The 22,203-nt window shown below is 61.1% G+C and carries 24 protein-coding genes and 1 pseudogene; 12 read left to right on the top strand and 13 right to left on the bottom strand.

What is annotated here, in order from left to right; translation table 11 throughout:
* Window positions 1-29: 29 nt before the first annotated feature.
* The 4 genes from AC5RUH_RS04175 to AC5RUH_RS04160 form a co-directional block, all read right to left on the bottom strand.
* A complete protein-coding gene (locus AC5RUH_RS04175; protein ID WP_494127970.1) occupies window positions 30-779 on the bottom strand; it encodes a hypothetical protein in 750 nt (249 codons plus the stop codon).
* Between the two features lie 64 nt (window positions 780-843).
* The gene (locus AC5RUH_RS04170) at window positions 844-1,443 is read right to left on the bottom strand and encodes a signal peptidase I (protein ID WP_494127969.1); all 600 of its coding nucleotides are present in this window, start codon (window positions 1,441-1,443) and stop codon (window positions 844-846) included.
* 11 nt (window positions 1,444-1,454) lie between these two features.
* The gene (locus tag AC5RUH_RS04165; RefSeq protein ID WP_494127968.1) at window positions 1,455-2,036 is read right to left on the bottom strand and encodes a hypothetical protein; all 582 of its coding nucleotides are present in this window, start codon (window positions 2,034-2,036) and stop codon (window positions 1,455-1,457) included.
* Window positions 2,037-2,113: 77 nt separating this feature from the next.
* Window positions 2,114-2,659 (bottom strand): alternate-type signal peptide domain-containing protein, encoded by a 546-nt coding sequence (locus AC5RUH_RS04160; protein ID WP_494127967.1) that lies wholly within the window; start codon window positions 2,657-2,659, stop codon window positions 2,114-2,116.
* A gap of 375 nt (window positions 2,660-3,034) precedes the next feature.
* Between AC5RUH_RS04160 and AC5RUH_RS04155 the strand changes: the two genes are divergently transcribed.
* Complete coding sequence (locus AC5RUH_RS04155; protein WP_494127966.1) at window positions 3,035-3,919, top strand: response regulator transcription factor; 885 nt, start codon at window positions 3,035-3,037, stop codon at window positions 3,917-3,919.
* Here the strand turns inward: AC5RUH_RS04155 and AC5RUH_RS04150 are convergent.
* Complete coding sequence (locus tag AC5RUH_RS04150; protein WP_494100687.1) at window positions 3,886-4,350, bottom strand: hypothetical protein; 465 nt, start codon at window positions 4,348-4,350, stop codon at window positions 3,886-3,888. The two genes, AC5RUH_RS04155 and AC5RUH_RS04150, sit on opposite strands and share 34 nt — an antisense overlap.
* 316 nt (window positions 4,351-4,666) lie before the next feature.
* Between AC5RUH_RS04150 and AC5RUH_RS04145 the strand changes: the two genes are divergently transcribed.
* A complete protein-coding gene (locus tag AC5RUH_RS04145) occupies window positions 4,667-4,933 on the top strand; it encodes a hypothetical protein (protein ID WP_494100688.1) in 267 nt (88 codons plus the stop codon).
* A gap of 7 nt (window positions 4,934-4,940) precedes the next feature.
* Here AC5RUH_RS04145 and AC5RUH_RS04140 read toward each other — a convergent pair whose 3' ends face one another.
* Window positions 4,941-5,285: a MarR family winged helix-turn-helix transcriptional regulator gene (locus AC5RUH_RS04140; RefSeq protein WP_494100689.1), complete on the bottom strand. Its 345-nt coding sequence runs from the start codon at window positions 5,283-5,285 to the stop codon at window positions 4,941-4,943.
* Window positions 5,286-5,412: 127 nt separating this feature from the next.
* Between AC5RUH_RS04140 and AC5RUH_RS04135 the strand changes: the two genes are divergently transcribed.
* The 4 genes from AC5RUH_RS04135 (at window position 5,413) to AC5RUH_RS04120 (ending at window position 11,510) form a co-directional block, all read left to right on the top strand.
* Window positions 5,413-7,257: an ABC transporter ATP-binding protein gene (locus AC5RUH_RS04135; RefSeq protein WP_494127965.1), complete on the top strand. Its 1,845-nt coding sequence runs from the start codon at window positions 5,413-5,415 to the stop codon at window positions 7,255-7,257.
* Between the two features lie 55 nt (window positions 7,258-7,312).
* Window positions 7,313-8,323 (top strand): LCP family protein, encoded by a 1,011-nt coding sequence (locus tag AC5RUH_RS04130; protein ID WP_494127964.1) that lies wholly within the window; start codon window positions 7,313-7,315, stop codon window positions 8,321-8,323.
* A 776-nt stretch (window positions 8,324-9,099) separates the two neighbouring features.
* Window positions 9,100-10,098: a dTDP-glucose 4,6-dehydratase gene (gene rfbB, locus AC5RUH_RS04125; protein WP_494127963.1), complete on the top strand. Its 999-nt coding sequence runs from the start codon at window positions 9,100-9,102 to the stop codon at window positions 10,096-10,098.
* A gap of 2 nt (window positions 10,099-10,100) precedes the next feature.
* Window positions 10,101-11,510 (top strand): sugar nucleotide-binding protein, encoded by a 1,410-nt coding sequence (locus AC5RUH_RS04120; RefSeq protein WP_494127962.1) that lies wholly within the window; start codon window positions 10,101-10,103, stop codon window positions 11,508-11,510.
* Here the strand turns inward: AC5RUH_RS04120 and rfbA are convergent, their stop codons facing one another.
* Window positions 11,511-12,389, bottom strand: a complete 879-nt coding sequence (rfbA, locus tag AC5RUH_RS04115) for a glucose-1-phosphate thymidylyltransferase RfbA (RefSeq protein WP_494127961.1) — start codon at window positions 12,387-12,389, stop codon at window positions 11,511-11,513.
* 345 nt (window positions 12,390-12,734) lie between these two features.
* Here rfbA and AC5RUH_RS04110 point away from each other — a divergent pair, with 345 nt between their 5' ends.
* Both AC5RUH_RS04110 and AC5RUH_RS04105 read left to right on the top strand, forming a co-directional pair.
* Window positions 12,735-13,145: a hypothetical protein gene (locus AC5RUH_RS04110; protein ID WP_494127960.1), complete on the top strand. Its 411-nt coding sequence runs from the start codon at window positions 12,735-12,737 to the stop codon at window positions 13,143-13,145.
* Between the two features lie 69 nt (window positions 13,146-13,214).
* Window positions 13,215-13,703, top strand: a complete 489-nt coding sequence (locus tag AC5RUH_RS04105; protein WP_494127959.1) for a hypothetical protein — start codon at window positions 13,215-13,217, stop codon at window positions 13,701-13,703.
* Window positions 13,704-14,050: 347 nt separating this feature from the next.
* Here AC5RUH_RS04105 and AC5RUH_RS04100 read toward each other — a convergent pair whose 3' ends face one another.
* Both AC5RUH_RS04100 and AC5RUH_RS04095 read right to left on the bottom strand, forming a co-directional pair.
* A complete protein-coding gene (locus AC5RUH_RS04100; RefSeq protein WP_494127958.1) occupies window positions 14,051-14,185 on the bottom strand; it encodes a hypothetical protein in 135 nt (44 codons plus the stop codon).
* A 167-nt stretch (window positions 14,186-14,352) separates the two neighbouring features.
* Window positions 14,353-14,532 (bottom strand): hypothetical protein, encoded by a 180-nt coding sequence (locus AC5RUH_RS04095; protein WP_494127957.1) that lies wholly within the window; start codon window positions 14,530-14,532, stop codon window positions 14,353-14,355.
* 52 nt (window positions 14,533-14,584) lie between these two features.
* On the opposite strand from AC5RUH_RS04095, the gene AC5RUH_RS04090 reads away from it, so the two are divergent.
* Window positions 14,585-15,853: an O-antigen ligase family protein gene (locus AC5RUH_RS04090; RefSeq protein WP_494127956.1), complete on the top strand. Its 1,269-nt coding sequence runs from the start codon at window positions 14,585-14,587 to the stop codon at window positions 15,851-15,853.
* 42 nt (window positions 15,854-15,895) lie between these two features.
* Here AC5RUH_RS04090 and AC5RUH_RS04085 read toward each other — a convergent pair whose 3' ends face one another.
* Complete coding sequence (locus tag AC5RUH_RS04085; protein ID WP_494127955.1) at window positions 15,896-16,543, bottom strand: CatB-related O-acetyltransferase; 648 nt, start codon at window positions 16,541-16,543, stop codon at window positions 15,896-15,898.
* A gap of 172 nt (window positions 16,544-16,715) precedes the next feature.
* Between AC5RUH_RS04085 and AC5RUH_RS04080 the strand changes: the two genes are divergently transcribed.
* Both AC5RUH_RS04080 and AC5RUH_RS04075 read left to right on the top strand, forming a co-directional pair.
* Complete coding sequence (locus AC5RUH_RS04080) at window positions 16,716-17,162, top strand: hypothetical protein (RefSeq protein ID WP_494127954.1); 447 nt, start codon at window positions 16,716-16,718, stop codon at window positions 17,160-17,162.
* A gap of 207 nt (window positions 17,163-17,369) precedes the next feature.
* Window positions 17,370-17,540: a hypothetical protein gene (locus AC5RUH_RS04075; RefSeq protein WP_494127953.1), complete on the top strand. Its 171-nt coding sequence runs from the start codon at window positions 17,370-17,372 to the stop codon at window positions 17,538-17,540.
* Between the two features lie 530 nt (window positions 17,541-18,070).
* Here AC5RUH_RS04075 and AC5RUH_RS04070 read toward each other — a convergent pair.
* Both AC5RUH_RS04070 and AC5RUH_RS04065 read right to left on the bottom strand, forming a co-directional pair.
* Complete coding sequence (locus AC5RUH_RS04070) at window positions 18,071-19,114, bottom strand: acyltransferase family protein (RefSeq protein ID WP_494127952.1); 1,044 nt, start codon at window positions 19,112-19,114, stop codon at window positions 18,071-18,073.
* A gap of 350 nt (window positions 19,115-19,464) precedes the next feature.
* On the bottom strand, window positions 19,465-20,340 hold the full coding sequence (locus tag AC5RUH_RS04065; RefSeq protein WP_494127951.1) for a hypothetical protein: 876 nt from the start codon (window positions 20,338-20,340) through the stop codon (window positions 19,465-19,467).
* A 765-nt stretch (window positions 20,341-21,105) separates the two neighbouring features.
* Here AC5RUH_RS04065 and AC5RUH_RS04060 point away from each other — a divergent pair.
* Window positions 21,106-21,463, top strand: a pseudogene (locus AC5RUH_RS04060) (transposase); the annotation flags it as partial.
* Window positions 21,464-21,558: 95 nt separating this feature from the next.
* Here the strand turns inward: AC5RUH_RS04060 and AC5RUH_RS04055 are convergent.
* Complete coding sequence (locus tag AC5RUH_RS04055) at window positions 21,559-22,197, bottom strand: hypothetical protein (RefSeq protein ID WP_494127950.1); 639 nt, start codon at window positions 22,195-22,197, stop codon at window positions 21,559-21,561.
* Between the last annotated feature and the right edge of the window lie 6 nt (window positions 22,198-22,203).

Raw genomic sequence — 22,203 nt, 5'->3', positions numbered from 1 at the left:
GGGTCGCGCCGTCCTCCCAACGTCGTTCATCACTGATTTTTCTTTCGTCGTTTGGTCAGAGCCAGGAAGATAATGCCAAGGACCGAAAAGGGAACGGCCAGCCACGTACGGTTGTCGGCGAAGACGTTGCCCTCGATCCAGCCTGCCTGCTTCGGTGCTCCTCCGCTGCCCTCAGGCGCGGTGGCGTCACCCGGCGCGGGCTGCTCCGGCAGGAAAACCGGGTTCCGGGCTTCACCGTCAGCGGGCGGGCTGTCCGTCCCCGCGGGCATGCTAACCTCGCTGTCCTTTGGACAAGCGCCGGCGACGGCGAGTCCCTCGGCTGCAGTCTGCAACATGAACGCGACGTCAACCTCGGCCCGTTGACGCCTGGTCTCGTTTGCCGCGCCGGGCGCCAACCGCAGCTTGAGGTTGAGAAGGATTGCTTCCCCGGGTGACAACGTCCACGTTTGCGCTAGAGCTGAGCAGGACCAGGGACCGCTTAAAGGCACGGTTTCGCTGACACCACCGGCTTGCGCAACGCTCAGCACGAGGTTCCCCGAAATTTCGACGTCGGCTTCCCCCACCACCCCGGCCACCGAAAGTGCAGCCCTGTCGCTGCTGTTGTTGCGCACCCACAACTCGGTTGCGATGGATCCGCCGGGGACCAGTGGGCCGGACCGGCCAAACAATGGCCGTGGCAGCTCGGCCGCATAGTGGTGCCCGTCCATGCTCAGCTGCAATCGATCGTCGGAGGCCTGGGCCGGTTGGGCAGGCACCCACAAAACCAGCAGCAGCAACAATAAGGCGCCTACGCGGCAGATCATTCCCGCGGATGACTGTTGATGATGACCGGTCATGGCCGGATCACCGCTCTGACCGCTGCCGCAGCGACCGCCGGGTCGGAAACTCGGCCGAATCCGTGCGCGTCTCCGAGGCTGGGTTTCCCTTCTTCGCCTTCCGCTGGCGTGCACCCTTGACGAGGGAGTAAGCGCCGTATCCGATGAGCGCAATAGCCGCGACCTTGAGGACCAAACCGCGGTCCCCCTGCCCCAGCGCATTAGCCAGGAATCCCACGCTCGGGACCGCGTAGAAAAGCTTCCCGCGGACCTGCAGCTCCCGGACAGGAAGCTCGTCTGCCACGCTGTTGTTATCCCCTTGGGTCACCAGCAGCCGCTCCCCCTGTTGCGAAGCAATGATCGAGGTGATCCGGTGAGTAATCACCACCGGGCTGTTGGACGCGGCTTGGTAAGTGATGATGTCCCCGGTACGCAGTTCCTCGAAGGGGGTCGGTTTGACCACCAGGAAGGTGCCCGGCGCGTATTTCGGTGCCATTGAACTAGTCAGAACGGTGTACGTCTGGGAACCGGTAACGAGGGGTACAACCACCAGGACCAAGGCCGCCAGCGTGACAGTGAGAAAGGCCAGGTAGGCGATCCCGCGGCCGACAAGGCGCAAAACGTTCACCAACATTCCTCTCAGATCTGCTCAGCGGCGAGCGGAATGGAAATGGTCGTCGTGGTGTCATGCAGAGAGGGGGGCGTGTGCTGGGAAAGGGTCGCCTGGAGGCAGATGACGCCCGATTCACCCTTGGCCAGATCAATTGAAGGCAGGGTGCCTGTTGCGGCCGCGGTGAAAAGGGCGGGATTCTCGCACTCCTCAAGGCTCCCGGCTCCGGTTGCCGCGATGTTTAGGTACTCGGCGAGACTCGCGGACGCGATGGTGGGCGCCGACGTTATGTGCGCCCTGATGGTGAACTCCCCACCGGCGTCGGTAAGGTTGGTGAGCTTGACTCCGGCCCGCACCGCGCTGCCCGGCACGAGCTTTCCGGCCGGCGCCGTTTCGAGGGCCAGAGTTGCCGGCGTGCCGTCTTCCATCGTCATGTCCACGCTGGTGTCGCCAGAGCCGAGGCTCACTCGGAAGTCCGCGGCTTGGACGGTGCCGGCGCCCAGCGGGGAGGTCGCCTTCCACAGGGCATATGACCCCTGGACGGTCAGCATCCCCAGCACCACGGCAGCAGCCAGCAAAGCAGCGGCTTTGAGCGCTTGCCGGGTTCGCATCGTGGGCCTCCGCCTGGCTGCAGTGGTGCGCGTCGGGGTCAGGCGCGCACCACTGGTCTTGAGAATGTGGACAGCTGTCAGCTGCCCGATGCAGCGTTGACGGGCTCCGGAGTCTGCTGCTCAAGCTTGAATGCTACATTGCTGAAGTCGTACTTGGCGCTGGCGCTGTCACGGCCTGCGGTATCGGCTCTGAACTCGAAGGTCACCGTGGCCGTGATGTCCTTGACCGTCGTGGTGAGCGGTTCAGCCAGAACCTTGCCGTCGCTCTTCAACTCCACGGGGGACACAGTGATGTTGGCAGGATTGAACGAGCTGTTGGGATCCGTGGCGTCGGTGGCCTTCAGGACGGCCTTGATGTTGGCGCCATCGAGGATGACATCCACTTTCTGTGTGTAGGTCAGGGACTCGCCAGGGACAATCTTGTGGCTTTTGATATTGATGGTGCCCGGGGTGAGGTTGCTGGACCAGTCGCCAGGCTTGACCTTCAGGTCCAGGTTTCCGGCGGCCACGGTGCCCATACTGGCATTCTTCTCGGCATTCCAGATGGCCAGCGATCCGCCGCCGCCGAGCAGCAGCGCCGCGCCGACACCGATTGCCAGAGTTCCCTTGAGCATGTTGTTCATCTTTGACCCTTTGTTTTTGGCTGACTCGGCACCTCGTTCTCGCCGATATATCCAATCTCGCCAACCCACCTGAAGATGAACGGTTCTATTTCCCAAACGTTCCGGAAGAAATGGCCAGTGGGGAACTGCGCCAAACTTCAACCTCTAGAGAAACCAAAGACCGGCCGAAACAGATTGGCGTAGACAACCTTCAACACGCCCATTACACCCAACGGTTAGCATCGATAACGGGCAAATGTTCTCTCCTGCTTGCCTTCCCGCGACTCCTCCGCCGATCGCCAAGCTCAAGTTCCGTCAAATGTGAAGCAAGCGCACTATAATTTGGGTTCGGACGTGACCGTTCTTCAAAGCCGCCGGCAGAAAGGTGAGGCATTTGTGGATCCTTCGCGGGTAGCGGTGGTCATTGAAGATGACGAAGACATCTGTGCGCTGGTCGGAAACGTCTTAAGACAGTCCGGATTTGAGGTCCATTCAGCCCGGAATGGAAAAGCCGGAGTCGCCGCCGTTCGAGAGCACCGTCCCTCAATCGTTACCCTGGACGTGGGACTCCCTGACATCGACGGGTTTGAGACCGCCCGCCAGATCCGGCTCTTCAGCGATGCCTACATCCTCATGCTGACCGCTCGAGCCGAGGAAATCGACGCCGTGCTGGGCTTCAAGTCCGGCGCCGACGACTACATCATCAAGCCGTTCCGTACCTTCGAACTGCGGGCGCGGGTGGCGGCAATGCTGCGTCGTTCCCGAGTTAGTGAATCGATTCACGACGGCGGGGCGCCGCTCGGGGTGGCGCAACGCACCTCTCCCGGGTCGACAGCGGGGTCCGATAACTTCTCCGGTTCTCCCACCACAACCTTCCCGGTAGCGGTCGTAAGCGAGGCCCCCGAAAATGGCCAGCTTTCTACCCTTGCCCCGAAGGAACCAGAGGCCACCTATATCCACAACGGCCTGTGCCTGGACTACCCCACCAGGACTGTGACGGCAGACGGTGCCCAAAAGCACTTGACCCGGACGGAATTCGAATTGCTGCTGACCCTCTTGGACGGCGGCCGGACCGTGCGCAGCAAGCAGGACCTGGTGCGGCGCCTGCGGTTTGAGGAATTTGATACCGGCTCCTTCGTGTCGGAGGCGGACGAACGCGCCGTCGAGGTCCACATGGCCAATCTGCGCCGCAAACTCGGAGACAATCCGCGTGCGCCCCGGTGGCTGGAGACCGTTCGTGGTTTCGGTTATCGAATGGCTCCATCGACCGCAGCCAGGTAATCGGTGGCAAGGCGCCGCATGGTCTCGTCGCCGCAGCTTCCGATCGGGATAAGCAGATCCTGGACGGTCGCCATGGCATGCGGGTGCCCCTCCGCAACTTCGGTGGTCAGGCTTTGAACCTGCCGTCCATAAAACGACAGCCGCAGCGCCCCGGCCACGCTGCTGGCGGTCTTAAGGCTCAGGGAAACATCCATGACCTTGTCCACATCCTGCTCGTGAACCGCCTGGATTAGCCGAGTCCTTCGAACATCCCACATGTCGATGTAGTCGGCCACGAACCTTCGGCAGGCAAGGTCATCCCTCAGGTCCATCGCCAGGGTATGCAGCACCGGCAGCGAGACCACAGGCAGGTCGCAGGCGGCCAGGACGAGGGACACTGCGCGAGTGCCCGGGTCTGTCTCCCGCAGGCAGGACTGGTCAGGGAAACTCATAGGTGCCAGTCTGGCCCCGGCGGCTCAGGAAGCCTGGCTGCGCAGCCCGAAGATCGGCCAAAGGAAAGCTGAACGCGGCGGAAGACCGTTCACACCGCGGGCGAACCGCCGGACTTCGCGACACGACAAGGGAAGATCACTGGATTTCCGCGCCGTCTACCTAAGATGGCTATGCCACGTCTGTGCGTGCGACACCCGTTCCTGTTGGCTGAAAGGCCAGTTAATGCCCCATCCTGCCCAAGACAACACACTGCCGAGCCGGCGCGACGTTCGCACGGGGGCAGCCGACCCCGCGCCGCCAACGGGCATGATTCCGGTGACCCCTCTCGTGGCTAAGCCGTCCGGCGATCCGTACCCGGCCCGGCGGGAGTTGCGCACGGGCCTCATTCAAGTAGTGGCACCCGCGGCCGGTCAAGCTGCGGGGCCAACCCAGTATGTTCGCATCGAAAAGCCGCAGTCCGGCTCCTCCCGCGCCGCGCAGCGTGCCACAGCGCCCCGAAAGACGGCCACGACCGCCTGGGTGGTGAGCACCGTCGTCGTGCTTGCTGCCGTCGCTGCCGTGTGGTTCGCGTTCCTGCGGTAGGCCCGCCTTAGTCCTCCCCCGAGGTGAGCTTGGCCAGGAGCGCAGCCAGTTCGGAACGCTCGGCTGCAGACAGGGCGCCAAAATACTTCTCCGCATGCCTCACCTGGACCTCCCGGATGGCCGGTCCTATCTCCTGCCCCGCCTCGCTCAGGACGACCACCGTGGCCCTGCGGTCCGCGGGATCAGGCTCCCGCGAGCACCAACCCCTCTCCTGCAAGCCATCGACGATGTCGGTCGCCGATCGCGGCGCTATCCGAAGCCGCTCGGAAAGTTCACCCAACCGCAGCGGGCCGTGCTGGCGGAGCATGCGCAGCGCCCTCGCTTGTGACGGGGCGACGCCGAGCGGGGCCATTCCCTCCCGGGCGCCCCTCCTGAGTTGACGCGTAACGGCCCAGAACGCGTCAAGTAAACTTTCATCTGTCACGGGAATAGGCTACCAAGTTTTCCTGTTGTAACCTCATATTGAGGCAACCTCAGCAATGCGGGCGGCGCACGTTGCCCCTTCATCACGGATCGAGGTGGTTCCGACGGAAACCTTCGGAATAACCCCCGGCCGCGGTCCCGTAAGGGAACCGACGGCCGTAGAAAAAGAACAAGCCCGGCACGTACCGCTGAAGCGCATCGCCGCCCTCTTCCGCCCGTACCGGGGACAACTGGCCCTCGTTACCGGCATCATCGTCGCGTCCTCGGCCGTCGCGATGGCCTCGCCGTTCCTCCTGCGGGCCGTGATCGACACGGCCCTGCCCAGCCAGCAACTCCCGCTGCTGGCCTGGCTGACCGCAGGAATGCTGTTTGTCGCTGCCGTCACCGCCCTGTTCGGGGTCTTGCAGACCTGGATCGCCACCAAGGTGGGCCAACGGGTAATGCACAGCCTGCGGACCGAGGTCTTCGCGCACCTGCAGCGCCAGTCCGTCGGATTCTTCACACGGACACGCAGCGGGGAAATCCAGTCGCGCATCACACACGATATCGGCGGCATGCAGTCGGTGGTCACCTCGACCGCAACAGGCATCGCCACCAACCTCACCACCGTCGTCGCCACGGCGGTGGCCATGGCCGCGCTGTCCTGGCAGCTGTCGCTGATCTCGCTGCTGGTCATGCCGCCGGCCGTCGTGCTAACCCGCAAGGTGGCGAAAGTGCGGCGGGAGCTGACCGCCCGCCGCCAGCGGGAACTGGCCGACATGAACGTGACGATCGAAGAATCGCTCTCGGTCAGCGGGATCCAGTTGAGCAAGACCCTGGGCACCGGCGACGACCTGGCCGCCCGGTTCTCCGCGTCGTCGGAGCGGCTGACCGACCTGGAACTTCGGTCCGAATTGGCCGGGCGCTGGCGGATGGCCACCATGAGCATCATCTTTGCCGCCGTACCCGCCGTCATCTACTTCGCCGCCGGCCTGCCGGGGGCCGCAGGTAACATCAGCATCGGCACGGTGGTGGCCTTCACGGCGCTGCAGGGCGGCCTCTTCCGGCCGTTGCTCGGGCTGTTGAACGTGACGATCACCGTCACCAGCTCGTTGGCGCTCTTCGCCCGGATTTTCGAGTATCTGGACCTGCCGGTGGAAATCGCGGAGCCGGCCTCCCCCGCCCCCGTGGATCCGTCCAAGGTCGCCGGGCATGTGCGCTTCGAGAACGTCAGCTTCAGCTATCCCGACAGCGGGACACCGGCCATCGAGCATGTGGACCTGACCGTCCCTGCCGGTTCCAGCCTGGCCCTGGTCGGCCCGACCGGATCCGGAAAGAGCAGCTTGGCCGCCCTGGTGGCCCGCCTGCAGGATCCGACGGAAGGTCGCGTCACCATCGACGGCGTCGACCTCCGCTCGCTGCGCCTGGCCGACCTGGCGGCCATCGTGGGAGTGGTCAGCCAGGACACCTATTTGCTGCACACCACGGTGCGCGAGAACCTGCGCTATGCGAAGCCGGATGCCAGCGATGCCGAAATCGAACAGGCCGCATGGGACGCCCAAATCCACGACCACATCGCGGCACTGCCGGATGGTTACGAAACCGTCGTCGGGTCCCGCGGGCACCGGTTCTCGGGCGGCGAGAAGCAACGGATTGCCATCGCCCGGACCCTGCTGCGCAATCCCCCGGTGCTGGTGCTGGACGAGGCCACCAGTGCGCTGGATACCCAGACCGAACACGCGGTCCAGCAGGCCTTCGACCGGTTGGCCGCCGGCCGCACCACCATCACCATCGCCCACCGGCTCTCGACAGTCCGGAATGCCGACCAAATCGCTGTCCTCGAGGCCGGGCGAATTGTGGAGCGAGGGACGCACGAGTCCCTGCTCGATGCCGACGGCCGGTATGCGGCGCTGGCGGCCTGAGGACAGCCAGGTGACGTCGGACGGCTTAGGGCCCGGGCGCCCATAGACTGTTGCGGTGTCCGGTCTAAAGAAACGTCCCGCCCTGATCACCGTTTGCGTCCTCGTCGGCCTACTCATCGTGGCCGGCCTGACGGCCGGAGGGTACCTCTGGAGCTTGGCGAGCTCGTTTGATTCCAAGAGCGAGAAGATCGCCGCGGCGTTTCCCGACGAGGCAACCCGCCCCACAAAGAAGCCGGAAGCCATGGATTCCGTCAACATCTTGCTGATGGGCTCGGACACCCGCGCCGGCAACGGTGGCACCGACGCGTTGGCAGGCGTTTCGGCAGACGCCCGCACTGATGCGCTGATGCTGCTGCATGTGCCCTCGGACCGCTCCGGCGTCTACGTCATGTCCATCATGCGCGACGTCTGGACGGAAATTCCGGGCCACGGCGAGCGCAAAATTAACGCGGCCTACGCGCTGGGCGGGGTCCCTTTGACGGTCCAGACGGTCGAGGGACTCTTCGACACCAGGATCGACCACGTGGCCATCATCGACTTCGAAGGCTTCCGTGGCCTGACCGACGCGCTCGGCGGTGTGGAAATCAATGTCAATCCAGCCTTCAACTCATCCCATCTGGGCGGCAAACATTTCGCCGCTGGCCCCACCCTCATGAACGGCGAGGAAGCCCTTGCTTTCGTCCGCGAACGCTACGCCTACTCCGATGGCGACTACCAGCGCGTCCGCAACCAACGCGCCTTCGTCGGTGCCGTCATCTCCAAATTCCTTTCCGCGGGCACCTTGACCAACCCGGCGCGTATCGGCTCCACAGTCAATGAATTCGCCCCTTACGTCACGGTGGATGAGGGCCTGAATGCGGGAACCATCGGATCGCTGGGCCTGAGTCTCAACAGCGTTCGCAAGGAGGATATCCACATGTTCACGCTGCCCACCAAGGGCACAGGAACGTCGGCCGACGGCCAGTCCATCGTGCTCAAGGACGAACAGGCCGCTGAGGAGATCGCAGCGGCTCTAGGCAGCGGCAATATCGACGAATACTGGCAGGCACTGCCCGCAGACAACTGAGCCCAACAACGGATGACCAGGGGCGTCCTCGAATTACCGCTCCATCACTCAGCGCCAGGGTTGACTCCCTTACGCCAACGCCCGATTAAAAGCAGGCCTTGCCCGTCTCGGGCTGCAGCGCAGCCCGGCCGCTTTCGAAAATCTCCACCCACCCGGTGACCCTGCGGTGCCCCTGACGAGGGCCCGTCGTCCCCATCTCGCCCGGTGCCGGCTACTCGACTTGTGAATCGTGCTACTGGACTTTCCTAAAGCCCTAGGGCAGAGAGGTCACCTTTACTAGCCTCTACACCACCATGAAAGCGCAAGGAGGGGTAGGAGCAGTAGCGGTCTCACGTCTGTCGCGGAGGAGGAGTCAGATGTTTACGAAGAAGTGGCGCAAGTTCAGAAACAAGTGCATCCAATGCCGCCGGGTTATTGCCGACCGCAAAGTGCGACCATGGTGCTCAGCAGAGTGTGAAGACTACTACGTTGCTGACTGTATCTAGAATGCACAGCGCACATCCTAGACAAATGGGAAGTTTCGCGTGCAAAGGTAAGTCGACCACCGCTGCCTCTTGGGATACATAATCAGAATGATGGGAAGCAGCCGGTCTAGACAAGGACGTCACGCCCGGCCTCGGTACCATGTGCAGATTCCTGCGTTGGTTGCCGAAGTACGTCAAGTTGCAGTGCAACTGATAGACGTCGCGCACGGGGTGGACGGTCCATAAATAAGTGCGCCTTTTCGGATGAAACGATTACATGCATTCGACAGCTACCTCGGTAGGGTGGGTTGCATGCAGAAACTTTTGGTGACCGGCGGAGCCGGCTTTATCGGTTCCAACTTTGTTCACTATGTGCTGGAGAAGACAGACGCGAGCGTCACGGTCCTGGACAAGCTGACCTACGCCGGCAATGAGGCGTCGCTGGCAGGGCTGCCGGAGAACCGGTTCCGGCTGGTGCGCGGGGACATTGCGGACGCCGACGCTGTCAATCCGCTGGTGGCCGAAGCCGATGCCGTAGTCCACTATGCGGCCGAGTCACACAACGACAACTCGCTGCACGACGCACGCCCGTTCCTGGACACCAACATCATCGGAACGTACACACTGCTGGAGGCCGTCCGCCGTTACGGCAAGCGGTTCCACCACATCTCCACCGACGAGGTGTACGGAGACCTGGAACTGGATGACCCTAACCGGTTCACCGAGACGACGCCGTACAACCCCTCGAGCCCCTACTCCTCCACCAAGGCCGGCTCGGACCTGCTGGTCCGCGCCTGGGTGCGGTCCTTCGGCGTGCAGGCAACCATCAGTAACTGCTCCAACAACTACGGTCCCTACCAGCACGTGGAAAAGTTCATCCCGCGGCAGGTCACCAACGTGATCGACGGCGTGAAGCCCAAACTCTACGGCCGGGGCGAAAACGTGCGGGACTGGATCCACGCCGACGACCATTCCTCCGCCGTCCTAACCATCTTGGAGACGGGTCGGATCGGCGAAACCTACCTGATCGGCGCCGACAGCGAGAAGAACAACAGAGACGTGGTGGAGTTGATCCTCGAGGCCATGGGCCAGCCGCGCGACGCTTACGAGCACGTGGTGGACCGGCCCGGCCACGACCTGCGCTACGCCATCGACTCAACTAAGCTGCGCAACGAACTGGGCTGGACCCCGCTATATTCCAACTTCGAGGAAGGCCTGGCGAACACCATCAAGTGGTATCTGGACAACGAGCCTTGGTGGCGACCGCAGAAGTCCGCCACGGAGGCCAGGTACCAGGAGCAGGGCCGATAACCGTGGCGATCGAATTCTCCAAGGCACTGCGTCCCAGGGACACCCCGATCCCCGGAATGCTGCTGTTCGACCTGCCTGTGCACGGGGACAACCGCGGCTGGTTTAAGGAAAACTGGCAGCGGGAGAAAATGCTTGCCCAGGGGCTGCCCGACTTCTCCCCGGTCCAGAACAATATTTCCTTCAACGAAAAAGCAGGAACCACCCGCGGCATCCACGCCGAGCCGTGGGACAAGTTCATATCCGTGGCCACCGGCAAGATCTTCGGCGCCTGGGTGGACCTGCGGGAGGGCCAGAGCTTCGGCACGGTGTTCACCGCCGAACTGGATCCTTCCAAGGCCATCTTTGTCCCGCGCGGCGTCGGCAACGCCTTCCAAACCCTTCAGGACGGCACCGCGTACACTTACCTGGTCAACGATCACTGGAGCGCGGATGCGCAGGATGAGTACACCTTCCTGAACCTGGCGGACGAAACCGCCGCCATCGCCTGGCCCATACCTCTGGACGAGGCGGAGCTGTCAGAGAAGGATAGAGCCCACCCCCGGCTGGCCGGGGTGACTCCGATGCCGTCGAAGAAGATCCTAGTCCTCGGGGCCAACGGTCAATTGGGCAGGGCATTGCGCGGCGAGTACGCCGATGCCGCCCATGTAGAATTCGCCTCCCGCGCCGACTTCGACCTCACTGCGCCGGCCTCCTGGGCAAGCCGGAACTGGCGCGGCTACTCGGCCATTATCAATGCCGCCGCCTACACTGACGTTGATCAGGCGGAGACAGCTGAGGGGCGCCGCGCTGCATGGGCGGTCAACGTCGGAGCCGTGACCGGACTGGCCAAGGTCGCCGCGGGGCAGGGCATCACGCTGGTCCATGTCTCCAGCGACTACGTCTTCGACGGCATCGAAAGGGTTCACCCCGAGGACGAGCCGTTCAGCCCGCTCGGCGTCTACGGGGCGACCAAGGCCGCCGGGGACGCCGTGGTCTCCGTGGTGCCGCGACACTATATCGTGCGGACTAGCTGGGTGGTCGGCGATGGGAACAACTTCGTGCGCACCATGGCGTCCTTGGCCGAACGCGGCATCGCTCCCTCGGTGGTGGATGACCAAGTCGGCCGGCTCACCTTCACCGCGGATTTGGCCGCCGGTATCCGGCACCTGCTCGAGACCGGCGCGCCCTACGGCACGTACAACCTCAGCAACGACGGCGAACTCGAATCCTGGGCGACCGTGGCGCGGCGCATCTACGCGCAGACCGGTCACGACCCCGGGGACGTCACGGGAGTAACGACGGCCCAGTACTTCGCCGGCAAGAAGGCCGCACCGAGGCCGCTGAACTCCAACTTTGACCTGACCAAGATCCAGGCCCTGGGGTTCCACCCGGCACTATCGTCGGATCGGCTCAAAGCCTATCTGGCGGAGTAACTAGCGCTGAAGGACGGGCTGCTGCAGCAGGCCGAGCAGGTAGCTCCCGTAGCCGCTTTTGATTAGGGCCTCCGCCCGCTCGCGCAGCTCCTCGTCCGTGAGGAACCCCTGGCGCCAGGCGACTTCCTCCGGTGAGCCGACCTTCAGCCCCTGCCGGTGCTCCAGCGCCCGGATAAACCCCGAGGCCTCGTACAGCGACTCGAATGTTCCAGTGTCCAGCCAGGCCGTCCCGCGCGGCAGGATGTCCACGGAGAGCTTGCCGGCGTCCAGGTACACCCGGTTCAGGTCCGTGATTTCCAGCTCCCCGCGCGCCGAGGGCTTCAGGCCCTTCGCAATTTCCACCACCTCGTTGTCGTAGAAATAGAGGCCCGGAACGGCGTAGTTGCTTCTCGGCGCTGTCGGTTTCTCCTCCAAACTCAGCGCCCTGCCAAACTCGTCGAACTCCACCACACCGTAGGCGGTAGGATCCGCGACCTGATACCCGAACACCGCCGCGCCGTCGATCTGCGCGAAGCGCTGCAGCCGGGTGCCCAGGCCGGGGCCGTAGAAAATGTTGTCCCCCAGGATAAGCGCCGCCGGCTCAGAGCCAATATGCTCCTCGCCCAGCAGAAACGCCTGCGCCAGCCCATCCGGGCTCGGCTGGGTCGAGTAGGACAGCGAAATGCCGAACCGGGAGCCGTCACCGAGCAGAGCCTTGAAGTGCTCGGCATCATGCGGCGTGGTGATGACCAGGATGTCCCGGATGCCCGCCAGGATCAGCGTGGACAGCGGATAGTAGATCATCGGCTTGTCATACACCGGCATCAGCTGCTTGCTCACGCCCTGGGTAATCGGATGCAAACGGGATCCCGTGCCTCCGGCCAAAATGATTCCGCGCATGCGACAAAGACTCCTAGTTAACTGGATCGGTTCCCACCGGTGGCCCCTGGGCATAACCGGAGCCTACGCTCCACTTATGCGGTTCACTGTGCATATCTCAAGCGCTGAGAACGCGTCAGCTAAAACCTCTTCACCAAATTACTACGGGCATATCAATGAAACCAAAGCGGCAGCAACGACTAAACCTAAACTTAATGCTCAGTGAACGCCGTCGAAGATCGGTATCGCCAACGGTTCAAAGCATCGCTCCACTCGGCACCTTACCGGACGGGCGGAGCCGGCGTGGGCTTCAAGGTGACCATCCGTGATCACCAGTCCGGCCGGGGATAGTCGGAACTGATCGGCGTGCCCGCCGGGACGGGAGCGGTCCCGTACACGCAGCTCCCCCGGTTCACCGCCGGAAACCACGGCGCCGATGATGCAGAACTGGGCCGACACCGCCATGCAGAAGGCGACGGAGACGAAGGCAGCGGCTACCGTGCCGAAGCCCCCACCGACCAGATGAACAAGAACCTCATCGAGGACCCGGACAGCCTCACCGCAGCTGCACTGAAAGACACATATGGAGGCGGGAAGAACGCAACCGAAAGCATTGATGTCGCAGAAACTTTCACCAGCCCCGAAGGCCTCCGCTCGACCACCTGGTTCGGGCTGGGCGCGGGCAAGGGTGCCGACCGAATGCCGTTCTACCAGAACAGCATCATTAACGGCTCGAACCTCACAAACGACCTACCTTCCGGCGGCGGGGACGACTAGGTAGGCCACCAGATCAACGTCACCTTTCAAGGCGGCTTCGCCGGCCTGAAATCCATCCTTACCGCGGCCATGATCAGCGGGTCAACGGCACTGACCCTGAGCGCAGGAACATTTACCCTGCCGGTGAAGGTCGGATACACCGTTTGGGTCAAAGGTGCAGCATCTGGCGGCGGAGACCTCAAAGCACAGATTGTTTCCATCGAAAGCAACACGAAGGCGACACTGAGCGTTCCTGCTTCCACAACCGTAACCGGCGCCCAGGTCATTGGCACTCTTGCTGCTGACCACAACTTCCTGTTCGGCGCTAACGACTTCTTGACCACGGGCAAGGCAAGCGGCGACGTTGACGGCATAGACAACATCTTCGGGCGCCTGATGGAAGTGCAACTTTACACGCCGGGTGCAACGCTCAACACCATCAAGGGCCAGCAGTTCAGAAGTGGCGGTGGAGGCGTCCGCAACTGGTGCGACCGTTGGGGTAGTCATGGGCCACCACGTCAAAGCCAATGTCAACCGCTCCGGGGCGACAGTAGGCAAGTCCTACGGGATGCACATTGAGGGCGATCCCACCCCGAACGCCGGGGAATCCTACGCCCTGTTCGTCAAGACGGGACAGTCCAAGACGGACAACCTGCAGATCATCAGCGGCAACAAAGCGGAGAACGCGCTACAAGTGTGGGCACCCCTGGACACGGCGGGGGCCGCATTCTCCCATCGCCCTGTACGACTATGTAGGCGTCAATCGGCGGTTCCGGGTCGGCAACGACGGCGCTGTCATATCGTCCGCCGACTTCACCGCCCGGGAAGGAACCAACAGCGTCAAACTTGGTCAGATGGCCAACGGCTACGCCGGCATCCAATTCGCGTCCACAGGCCCGGACATCGCCCGCACATCCGACCCGCTATTAGCGGTGCGAAAATGCCAAAGCTTTCGGTGTTCCGACAACCACCACCGCCACCAGAATGTCAGCGGCCAGCGCCATGGCGGGAGCCATCTGCCACGACTCCACCCTCAATAAAATGATCTTTTCAGATGGCACAAACTGGAAAACCTAGCATCAGGAGCGATCGTCTAACGAGCCCCTCAGCAATCCTCGCCCTACACAGCGACCTGTACGGGCAAATCGTCGCACTCACCGAAGAAAACGGGAGGCTCAGAGAAGCACTTTCCCAGAAGGGGTCAGTCAGCGGCGGACGCCAAATAGCATCACTCTTTGAATCTGGCGTCCACACGATTGACAAAGCCGCCAGCCACGGCGGCGGCAGTCATTGTCACCGCCGTGGTCACCGGTTTCGCTTCAAATGTGAGGCAGCCAAAAAACGCCAATACGCCACCGAGAATCGCGCTCTCGCAAATAGTGGTGCGCTTGGCTTGAAGAGTAGACATGGGGCAAGCCTACGGGCGAAACGATATATGCGCGGCCATTAGACTGAGGCACATGGATTTGATCATGGTCGCGGTCGCGGGGGCTGCGCTCCTCCTCCTAGCACTCATAGGAACAGCGAAGGATAGTAGACGCATCCTCAGTTTCCTTGTCGGTGTTGCCGGAGGGCTCACGGGCATCCAGATCGGGAACATGCACATCTTCACCGCAGTGGCGCTCGTATGGGCTATATGGTCGGGAGGGGAAAAGAGGACGGCCCTAGTGCCAAAGCTCCTATACCTGGGTGCAGCCACTCTCCTACTGGCCATGACCGCCTTGATCGGGGATCTAGTAAATAGCCCAACCTTGGCGCTACAACTCCTGGCGTTATCGACTTCAGCTTTAGTCATCGCATTCCGGGCCAGCTTGGCAGATGCTTACGCCATGCTAGCGGGACTGCTAGCGTCAACAACTGTTGGCGCGAGCGTTGCCCTGATGCAACTCGTCGGCCTAATCCCCTCTGACCTGTGGCACGCCAGCGTTAGTTCGATTGGCCGCCCTACTGGAATTTACCCGGAGCCGGACTGGCTTGGACTATACGCCGGGATCGGGCTGCTCGTGGCCTGGCAAATGAAGCTGAAACCCAAAGTCAAGACAATACTCATTCCGCTCCACGCGGCAGTGTTTGTTCTGGCGTTTGCTCGGGCGGCGTGGGTCGCTCTGGCCGTTGTCATTATTGTGGCGACGGTTGTCAAGGTGACTATGCGTAGCAAGGCGCGCACTCAAAGAGGCATCAAGGCAGCTGTAGTTGCTACCGCAACCATCGGTGGTGTGGCCTTAGCTGCCATACCTGATTTGCGGCAGGACCTAACCAACCGCATGCTCACACTCGTAGGCGAATCCGAAGCTGACGACATCTCCGGTGAAGCGCGAATCCGACAAATCAACGGGCTCCTTGAGTTAGCCCAAACATCACCCCTCTACGGCCACGGGCTAAGTGCCGCAGGGCGAGTCAGTGTGTGGGGTGAAGTGGACCGCCACAACAGTTCTCAGAACAATGTGGCAAGCAATTGGCTACTTGGGTTGTGGGTCGATGGCGGGCTACTCGCCTTGCCACTCGCCTTATTCCTGCTTTATTTCGCATTTCGCATGATACGCACTATTCCCGGCAAGGCCCTCTTATTCATCTTGGTCAACAGCCTATTTTCCAACGCCTTGTACTTCCCCGTGACGTGGCTGGCACTTGGTTTGGCACTTGTTGCAACTCAAACAATCGTGACAAGAGGAGCCTTTCATAGGAAGGGCTCCTGCCGAATTGACAGCACTTTAGAGCGGGCTTATTAGAGTGGCCCGTCACACCTCGTGTAGGGCGGCTGGCGCCTTGCCCTAGCTGTACCTGGCTATAAAAGCATCGATGTCCGGCGACGACAGGTCATTGACTCTTGCTCTGATAGTCTCGTCCGACCAATCCCACCAGCGCATGCCTAGCAATCCGCGGATTTGCTCCTCTGTAAACCGGTAGCGGAGGACCTTGGCGGCGACGCCACCGACAACGGCATATGGCGGAACGTCGCGTGTCACGACGGCACCCGCGGCAACAATCGCGCCGTCGCCAACGGTCACCCCGCTCATGATCCTGCTGTGACGGCCAAGCCAGACATCGTTGCCAATCGTGATGTCACCCTTGGATCCGGGTTGCCCGTCCGTCAGCTTGCCAGGCAGGTCCATGCGGATGCGCATCGGGAACGTGGTGACCCAATCAGGGTTATGCTCACCGCCGGCAAGAATCTCTGCACCAGCAGCGATGCTCGTAAACGAACCAATAGTTACTCGAGCAGTGTCGCCCTTGTAGTAGGCAACAGGCGGGGTGGCCGGATAAGTGTGGCGTCCAACGGTGATAACCCCCTGACGCATGAGCTCAGCCACTGTCGGCGGGCGTCCGGGGAGTGGAAGCGCCCGAGTCATGAATTTCGGTGTTTTCGCCAACACTTTTCGCGCCAGCAACCGGGCCTTGAACTTCGCTTCCTCATTCATAAATGCAGCCTAACCGTATTGACCGACTTCAACTGCGTCGATTACGCGGCTTCGATCAGTAGGCCAGTCCGTCGCGCCAGGAATTTTGATGTTTAACGGAGCCATGGCAGCGGCACCCGCCAACGAGGGCCGTTGGCGAGCCAACCGCTCACAACTACATAGGGTGGCTCCCATGCCCATCAGGTATCAGGGGCGTCGCCTCCCAGCCGTCCTCTACGCCTACCCCTTCGACTTTGTCGCGGCCGCGGCGTGCATCATCCTGTTCGAGCCCGATGCTATGCCGTCGAGCATCCAAGACCTGCCCGAACTGCTCGGCCTCGGATACCGCATCATGCTCCTGGCCGCCGGCCTACTGATCCTTGGCGGCTTGCTCCGCTGGTCCCACCGTTGGGCGTCCTCCATGGAGCAATCCGGCATGTGGCTCGCCAGCATGGCCTTCACCCCGTACGGGGTCACCGCGCTGATCGCCGGGACTAACCCTCGGGCAACGCTCGTCATCATCCTGCTGCTCTTCTTCGGATTGGGATGCGGGGTTAGAGCCCGGGACCTCGCTATTGACGCCCGCGCCCAGTTGCAGGCGTTGCGGGAAGCACCGCGGAAGGATGAACCCGGCGCATGAACGAAATCGCAGTCGCGCTCGCTTCCACCCTGCTAGACGGCTGTCGCGTCACCGCCATTGTGGCCGCGTTTAAGGCGCTCGCGTGATCGAGGAACACCTGCCCGGGGTCAAACCACCCGCTCCACGACCGGTTACACCGGAAACCGTTATCGCCTCACCGGGGCGCATTTTTCCTGCCCCGAAACCACCGCCTGAGGAGGCAACACCATGGGATACGAATACAATGCCAAGTACAACTTCCCGGCCTGCACGACGGCCGCGAACGTCCCAGCATTGTTTGGTCACACCCGCGAGGTGCTGGAAGACATCATCCATTGGTGGGACGTCCCGAAAAAGAAGCCGACCTTCGAAGGCGTCATCACCCATGTCAATGGTTAGGGGCCCGCAGGCAGCTCGTCTCCCTATGTCCTAAAGATGGCGGCATATGCATACTCGGGTGTATCCAAGAAGCATTGTTGCGCAGGTCGCCGCAAAGATTACTACCAGCAGCAGCCAATCAACTTCGTTGCGGAGACTTTTTCGTCTGGAGGATGGCTGGGAGGATAACGAAGAACGCGAGACCTTGCAGGGGACCAGCTCGTGATGAAGGTGAGGCTGATCCAAACCGGTAGAAGGCACAGGGTCATGAGCCAGCTTGCCAGTGCCGTTCGAGGCCGGTTACGGAGGGTCACAGCGGCGAACAGGGCATGTAACAACCGCTGAGTCAGCTCGATTTGGCTAGTCATATTCCGCGGGCGTACTGGTGGCCTTAGTAGGAAGGTGCGAGCAGTGTGGGACTGGCAGTCAACACACAAGGGACGCTAACACAGGCGCAGCACGCCGGGTCGAGTTTGACTCCGCTCAGATGCGGCGTGCGGCATCAAGAATCATCCCCACAACCACAGAGTCTAACAGCAGGGAAGATCTGCTCACGGCCCAACGGGAACAGGCTGGCGCCCCCAGCGAAGGCCCTTCAGAGACAACGCCGGGCGCTCTATAATAAACCAACTAGCAGCCGCCACTGGGATGGTTAGCAGCACGCCCAGCACCGTGTATGCGAACAGACCCAGATGGTGCGCGCTCGCAAGGACGAGCGTCTGCTGAACCGGGAAGCCATAGAGGTACATGCCGTAGGAAATATCGTTTGTAGCCCCGACCTTGCGGCACCAAGCAGGAAGCATGATGCCCAGCCATAGGCATAGGTAGGCGACGGGCAATGCAGTGAGGCTGCGTCCGAACCCGAAAACAAGGGCGCAGGTCAACAGGACCACCGAAGTGCCTGCCAGCGGCCAACTCACGGGTATGCGGTCGGCATAAAGGTAGATAACCGCGCCAGCCGCGAAGTATGGAACAAGGAATGCCAAGTCACCTGGAATCCCTTCAAAGTCGCAGAGGTCAACGACGAAACTGCCGACAGTCATGAATACGAAGGCTGCCAACGCTAAAGACTTCACCTTGCGCAGCGCCGGGATGAAAAGTGCCAACCCAACCGCCACATAGCAGAACAACTCGTAGCGCAGGGTCCACAGTGAGCCGTTCCAGTTGTCGGGAAACGGTGCGTCTGCCAGCGTCGGCCCCAGTGGGTTCATGCCAAAGACCATGCTGGCGTTGCCCGCCACATAGAAAAAGCCCATTTCCGGGGTCCACCCGCCACGGAACAAGCCCGAGACGGCAGCGAACCCAAAACCCACGGCAAACAGGCAGCCCCAATAACCGGGCATGATCCTCAGCAGCCGCCGCCACATGTACGAAACGAAGTCCGTCCTGAAACGGCTTCTGGTTATCAGGTAGCCACTGATGGCGAAGAATCCGCCCACGGCAAGACTGCCAATCGATAACCCGCCAACCTGCAGTTCAGCATCGAATCCGCCGATAGATGATGCATGGGAAACTATGACCACCGTGGCAAACGCAAGCCGAAGCAGGTTCAGCGAATTATGGCGCGTATTTAACCGCTGGTTGATGGTTTCCATGATTCCCCCTGAGCCTGAATTTGGGACAGCTCACAGTTTAGCGGCAACGTTTCACCGAACGACGGAATAGGACACTCGGTTGGATGGCCGCGACAGGGCGGGGTTCCAGTTCTTGGAAGTGGTCGCGGATGTACCGTAGGGGCGAAAAGATGCTCGCCGCCAAAATACTCCGGTGCTCGCCCCGAAACAGCTGGGATACTCGCCCAGAAGCCTCTGGCGTCGTGCGAAGGCCCTTTCCTACCGAACTCCATCAGTCAGTCCAGATGCGATGGCTGAGACGGGACCCAGTCAGGCTATCCCCATTTCGACGTGCCAACTGCTCCTCAAGCAAGTACTCGAGGCATGCGTTCTTATTGCACCACCCCATATGCAGTGACTGGCAAGAGAAGGCTAGCTACCCAAATGAGGGACAGGACGGCTGCGATTAGCCCAGTTACGAAAGCCATCAACCGATCTCGAAGGAACAGCAGGAGGAGAAAGGACGAGGCAGCATCTACAAGAGCGTATGCGGAGAGTAGTGCCACCAGGCCGAACCTGTCTGCCTGTGCGGAAAGTGCTACGGCCACCACGATGACGGGGACGACGATAATAGTAACCTTTGAAGCACTCGGCGAGAGGAACCTGAATGTCATGCGTTGTGCCACCGAGGACGCTGCGGAAACTACGAGCCAGAGGGCTACGATTGCCGCTATCACGAAGTATTGCGGGAACAGGATGTAAGCTCCCGCGGAGCCGACCAGAGCAACGGTCCCAAGCAACACGCCCAACTGTCGTAGGAAGCTCCGAGCAGCCTGTGGGGACTCAGTGCCTTGATGAACCAACAGCGGCATCACCGCGTTTACGAAGGTAGCGGCGACTGACCCCACGATCTTCATCGGCAACGACAGAAGAGTAAGTACCGCTGGTGGAAGCACGAGTGCGATCGACTGCACTATCATCAGGCCCCCGTAGCCCACGAATGACTTCGTGAGGAACCACCAGTGCGCCGTGTGCCTACGTACTGATTGGGCCGGCAAACGGTTTAGTGCCGTGTGTCCGACTTTTTTCCTAGTCATCACGACCAAAAAGAGCGCATTGGCTGAGCAAAGGGCCCCCATCATCGCGGTCACTGTGTCATCCGATGAGGACCAGGGCACTAGGAGAACGAGCGTGGCCAGCGCATTGGCCGGGAGGGCGACGGCTGCCACCCACCGAGGATCTCCCTCTGCTTCTGCAGCTACTGCCATGTACCACAGCCTTGCCTGAAGGATGGCGTTGACCGCAGCGAGAACTAGTATGGGTAGGAGCGCGTCACTTACCCGGCCCTGTGCCCATAACCATCCGGCGCCGCCTGCCACCGCAATCAAGGCTGCTAGCGGGACGCACCATCCGAAGCGAACCGCCCCCCTTCGCGTCACGCGGTTTGCGCTGAGCATCATAGGATAGAGAACGCCAACAATCAGAATCTGGGTCGGTAAATTACCCAGGTTGAAGAGATAAAAGTAAGCATCCGTTGCGTTGCTCGGGCCATGTCTCCAGAGAAGCGCTGCCAACTGAACGAGGCCGGAAAGTTGAGAGGCCAACGACAGCGCGGGTGCACCTAGATGCCTGCCGCCGCGCACAAACTTTGCGCGGGCACGATCGATTGTCGCGCTAAATGACATGTCGGAGAGCGCGGGCACGTGAAGCAGTGCCCTTAGCGATTGAAGCCACCCCTCGGCGACGGTCCTCTTCTAAGACTGCGATCACAATGGCTCTGTGCATCAATACCATACCTAATTCAGTGCTTTCGCGGTACCCTCGTTCCGCTGGAAGTGGAGGCCCAGAAATTCATACACGAGGTTCTTAATGAGTTCAAGTTTCTGAATATTTCTGTCAAGAAAACCAGCCGATCGAGTTCACTCAGCGCGATGCAGTCTTTTCGCAGAGCTGGAAAAAATCAGAGTTGAAGGTGACGATACCAGCATCGGTCGACGTTTTCCCAATGACCGCAACCCCCGCAGCCGGCCAAGCGTGCCCAGGCGCTGGCCCGGACGGAAGAACTCGTGAAGGCCCACCCCCTTAACCTCGTCCTGTCATTTATGCCGGCGGCCGGCGTCAGGACGGAAGCACGAATCATCACCGAGATCGTCGGCAAAGACCTCGCCTCCGCAGGACATCTGACCTCCTACTCCGGTTTCGCCCCGTGACCTGGAGATCGGGCACCTCTATCCGCGGCGACCATCCGTCGAAGAAGGGCAACAAAGTCCTCAAACGCGCCCTGTTCCCCTCCGCCTTCGCTCACCTCTCTCCCGAGAGCGGTGCGATGTCCTCTTCGCAATGCTCCGCGATATGACCCTCTACGTAGCACGCCCGATCAAGGCAGCCTGACCCCTTGACGAAGAACATAGGGACACGTTACCAATTCCCGCACCCGATCACGCCGCTGCTGGCACACGATATGCGCACAACCTCTGACGCTTTGCTTATTGAATAGAGTCAAGAACTGCTTTAACCCGCTTGATATAGGACTCACGACTCAATTCGCTACTCCAATACCTCCGAATCTCCTCATGATTCGGTGATGCAGCTTCGGACGCTTGCCTTAATTGTGGGATGAGCGGCGCTTCGGGATCAAGTAACCTAACGCCAGTGCAGGCCCAATACTCTGCCATGCCCGTCGTGTGCGTCGTGACTACAGGAATGCCAAGTTGAAGTGCGCCAATTAGAACCATGTGCCCCGCAGCTCGATAATTCTCCCTAAGAGGCAAGAACACTACAGAACTTTCTCCCATTAGCTGCCCGAACTCACTCTGACTTATCGGACCGCTATGGTCAATGGATCGCGTACCGGCGCGCCATGAACGTTTCTCGGTCCCTGCCGACACAACGAGACTTACGGGCTCTGACGCTTGTTTGATCTCATCTTCCAAAGCAGCAACCATATCAAGGTCGCGGTCCGAAGACCCGCCGACAAAGATTCTAAGGTCGCTGGTTCTGACTGCAGGATAATCATAAGCGAAAGTATTTCCGTAACGCATAAATTGGGCGTTTCCACCGGCTTCGTTCCAGAAACTAGATTCAACCGCAGATAGAGTTATAACAGGGGCATCTGCAATTAACATGCGCAG

Source organism: Arthrobacter sp. Y3223166 (assembly GCF_059090935.1).
The sequence above is the reverse complement of the archived record's forward strand: the minus strand, read 5'-3'. Positions and strand labels throughout refer to the sequence as shown.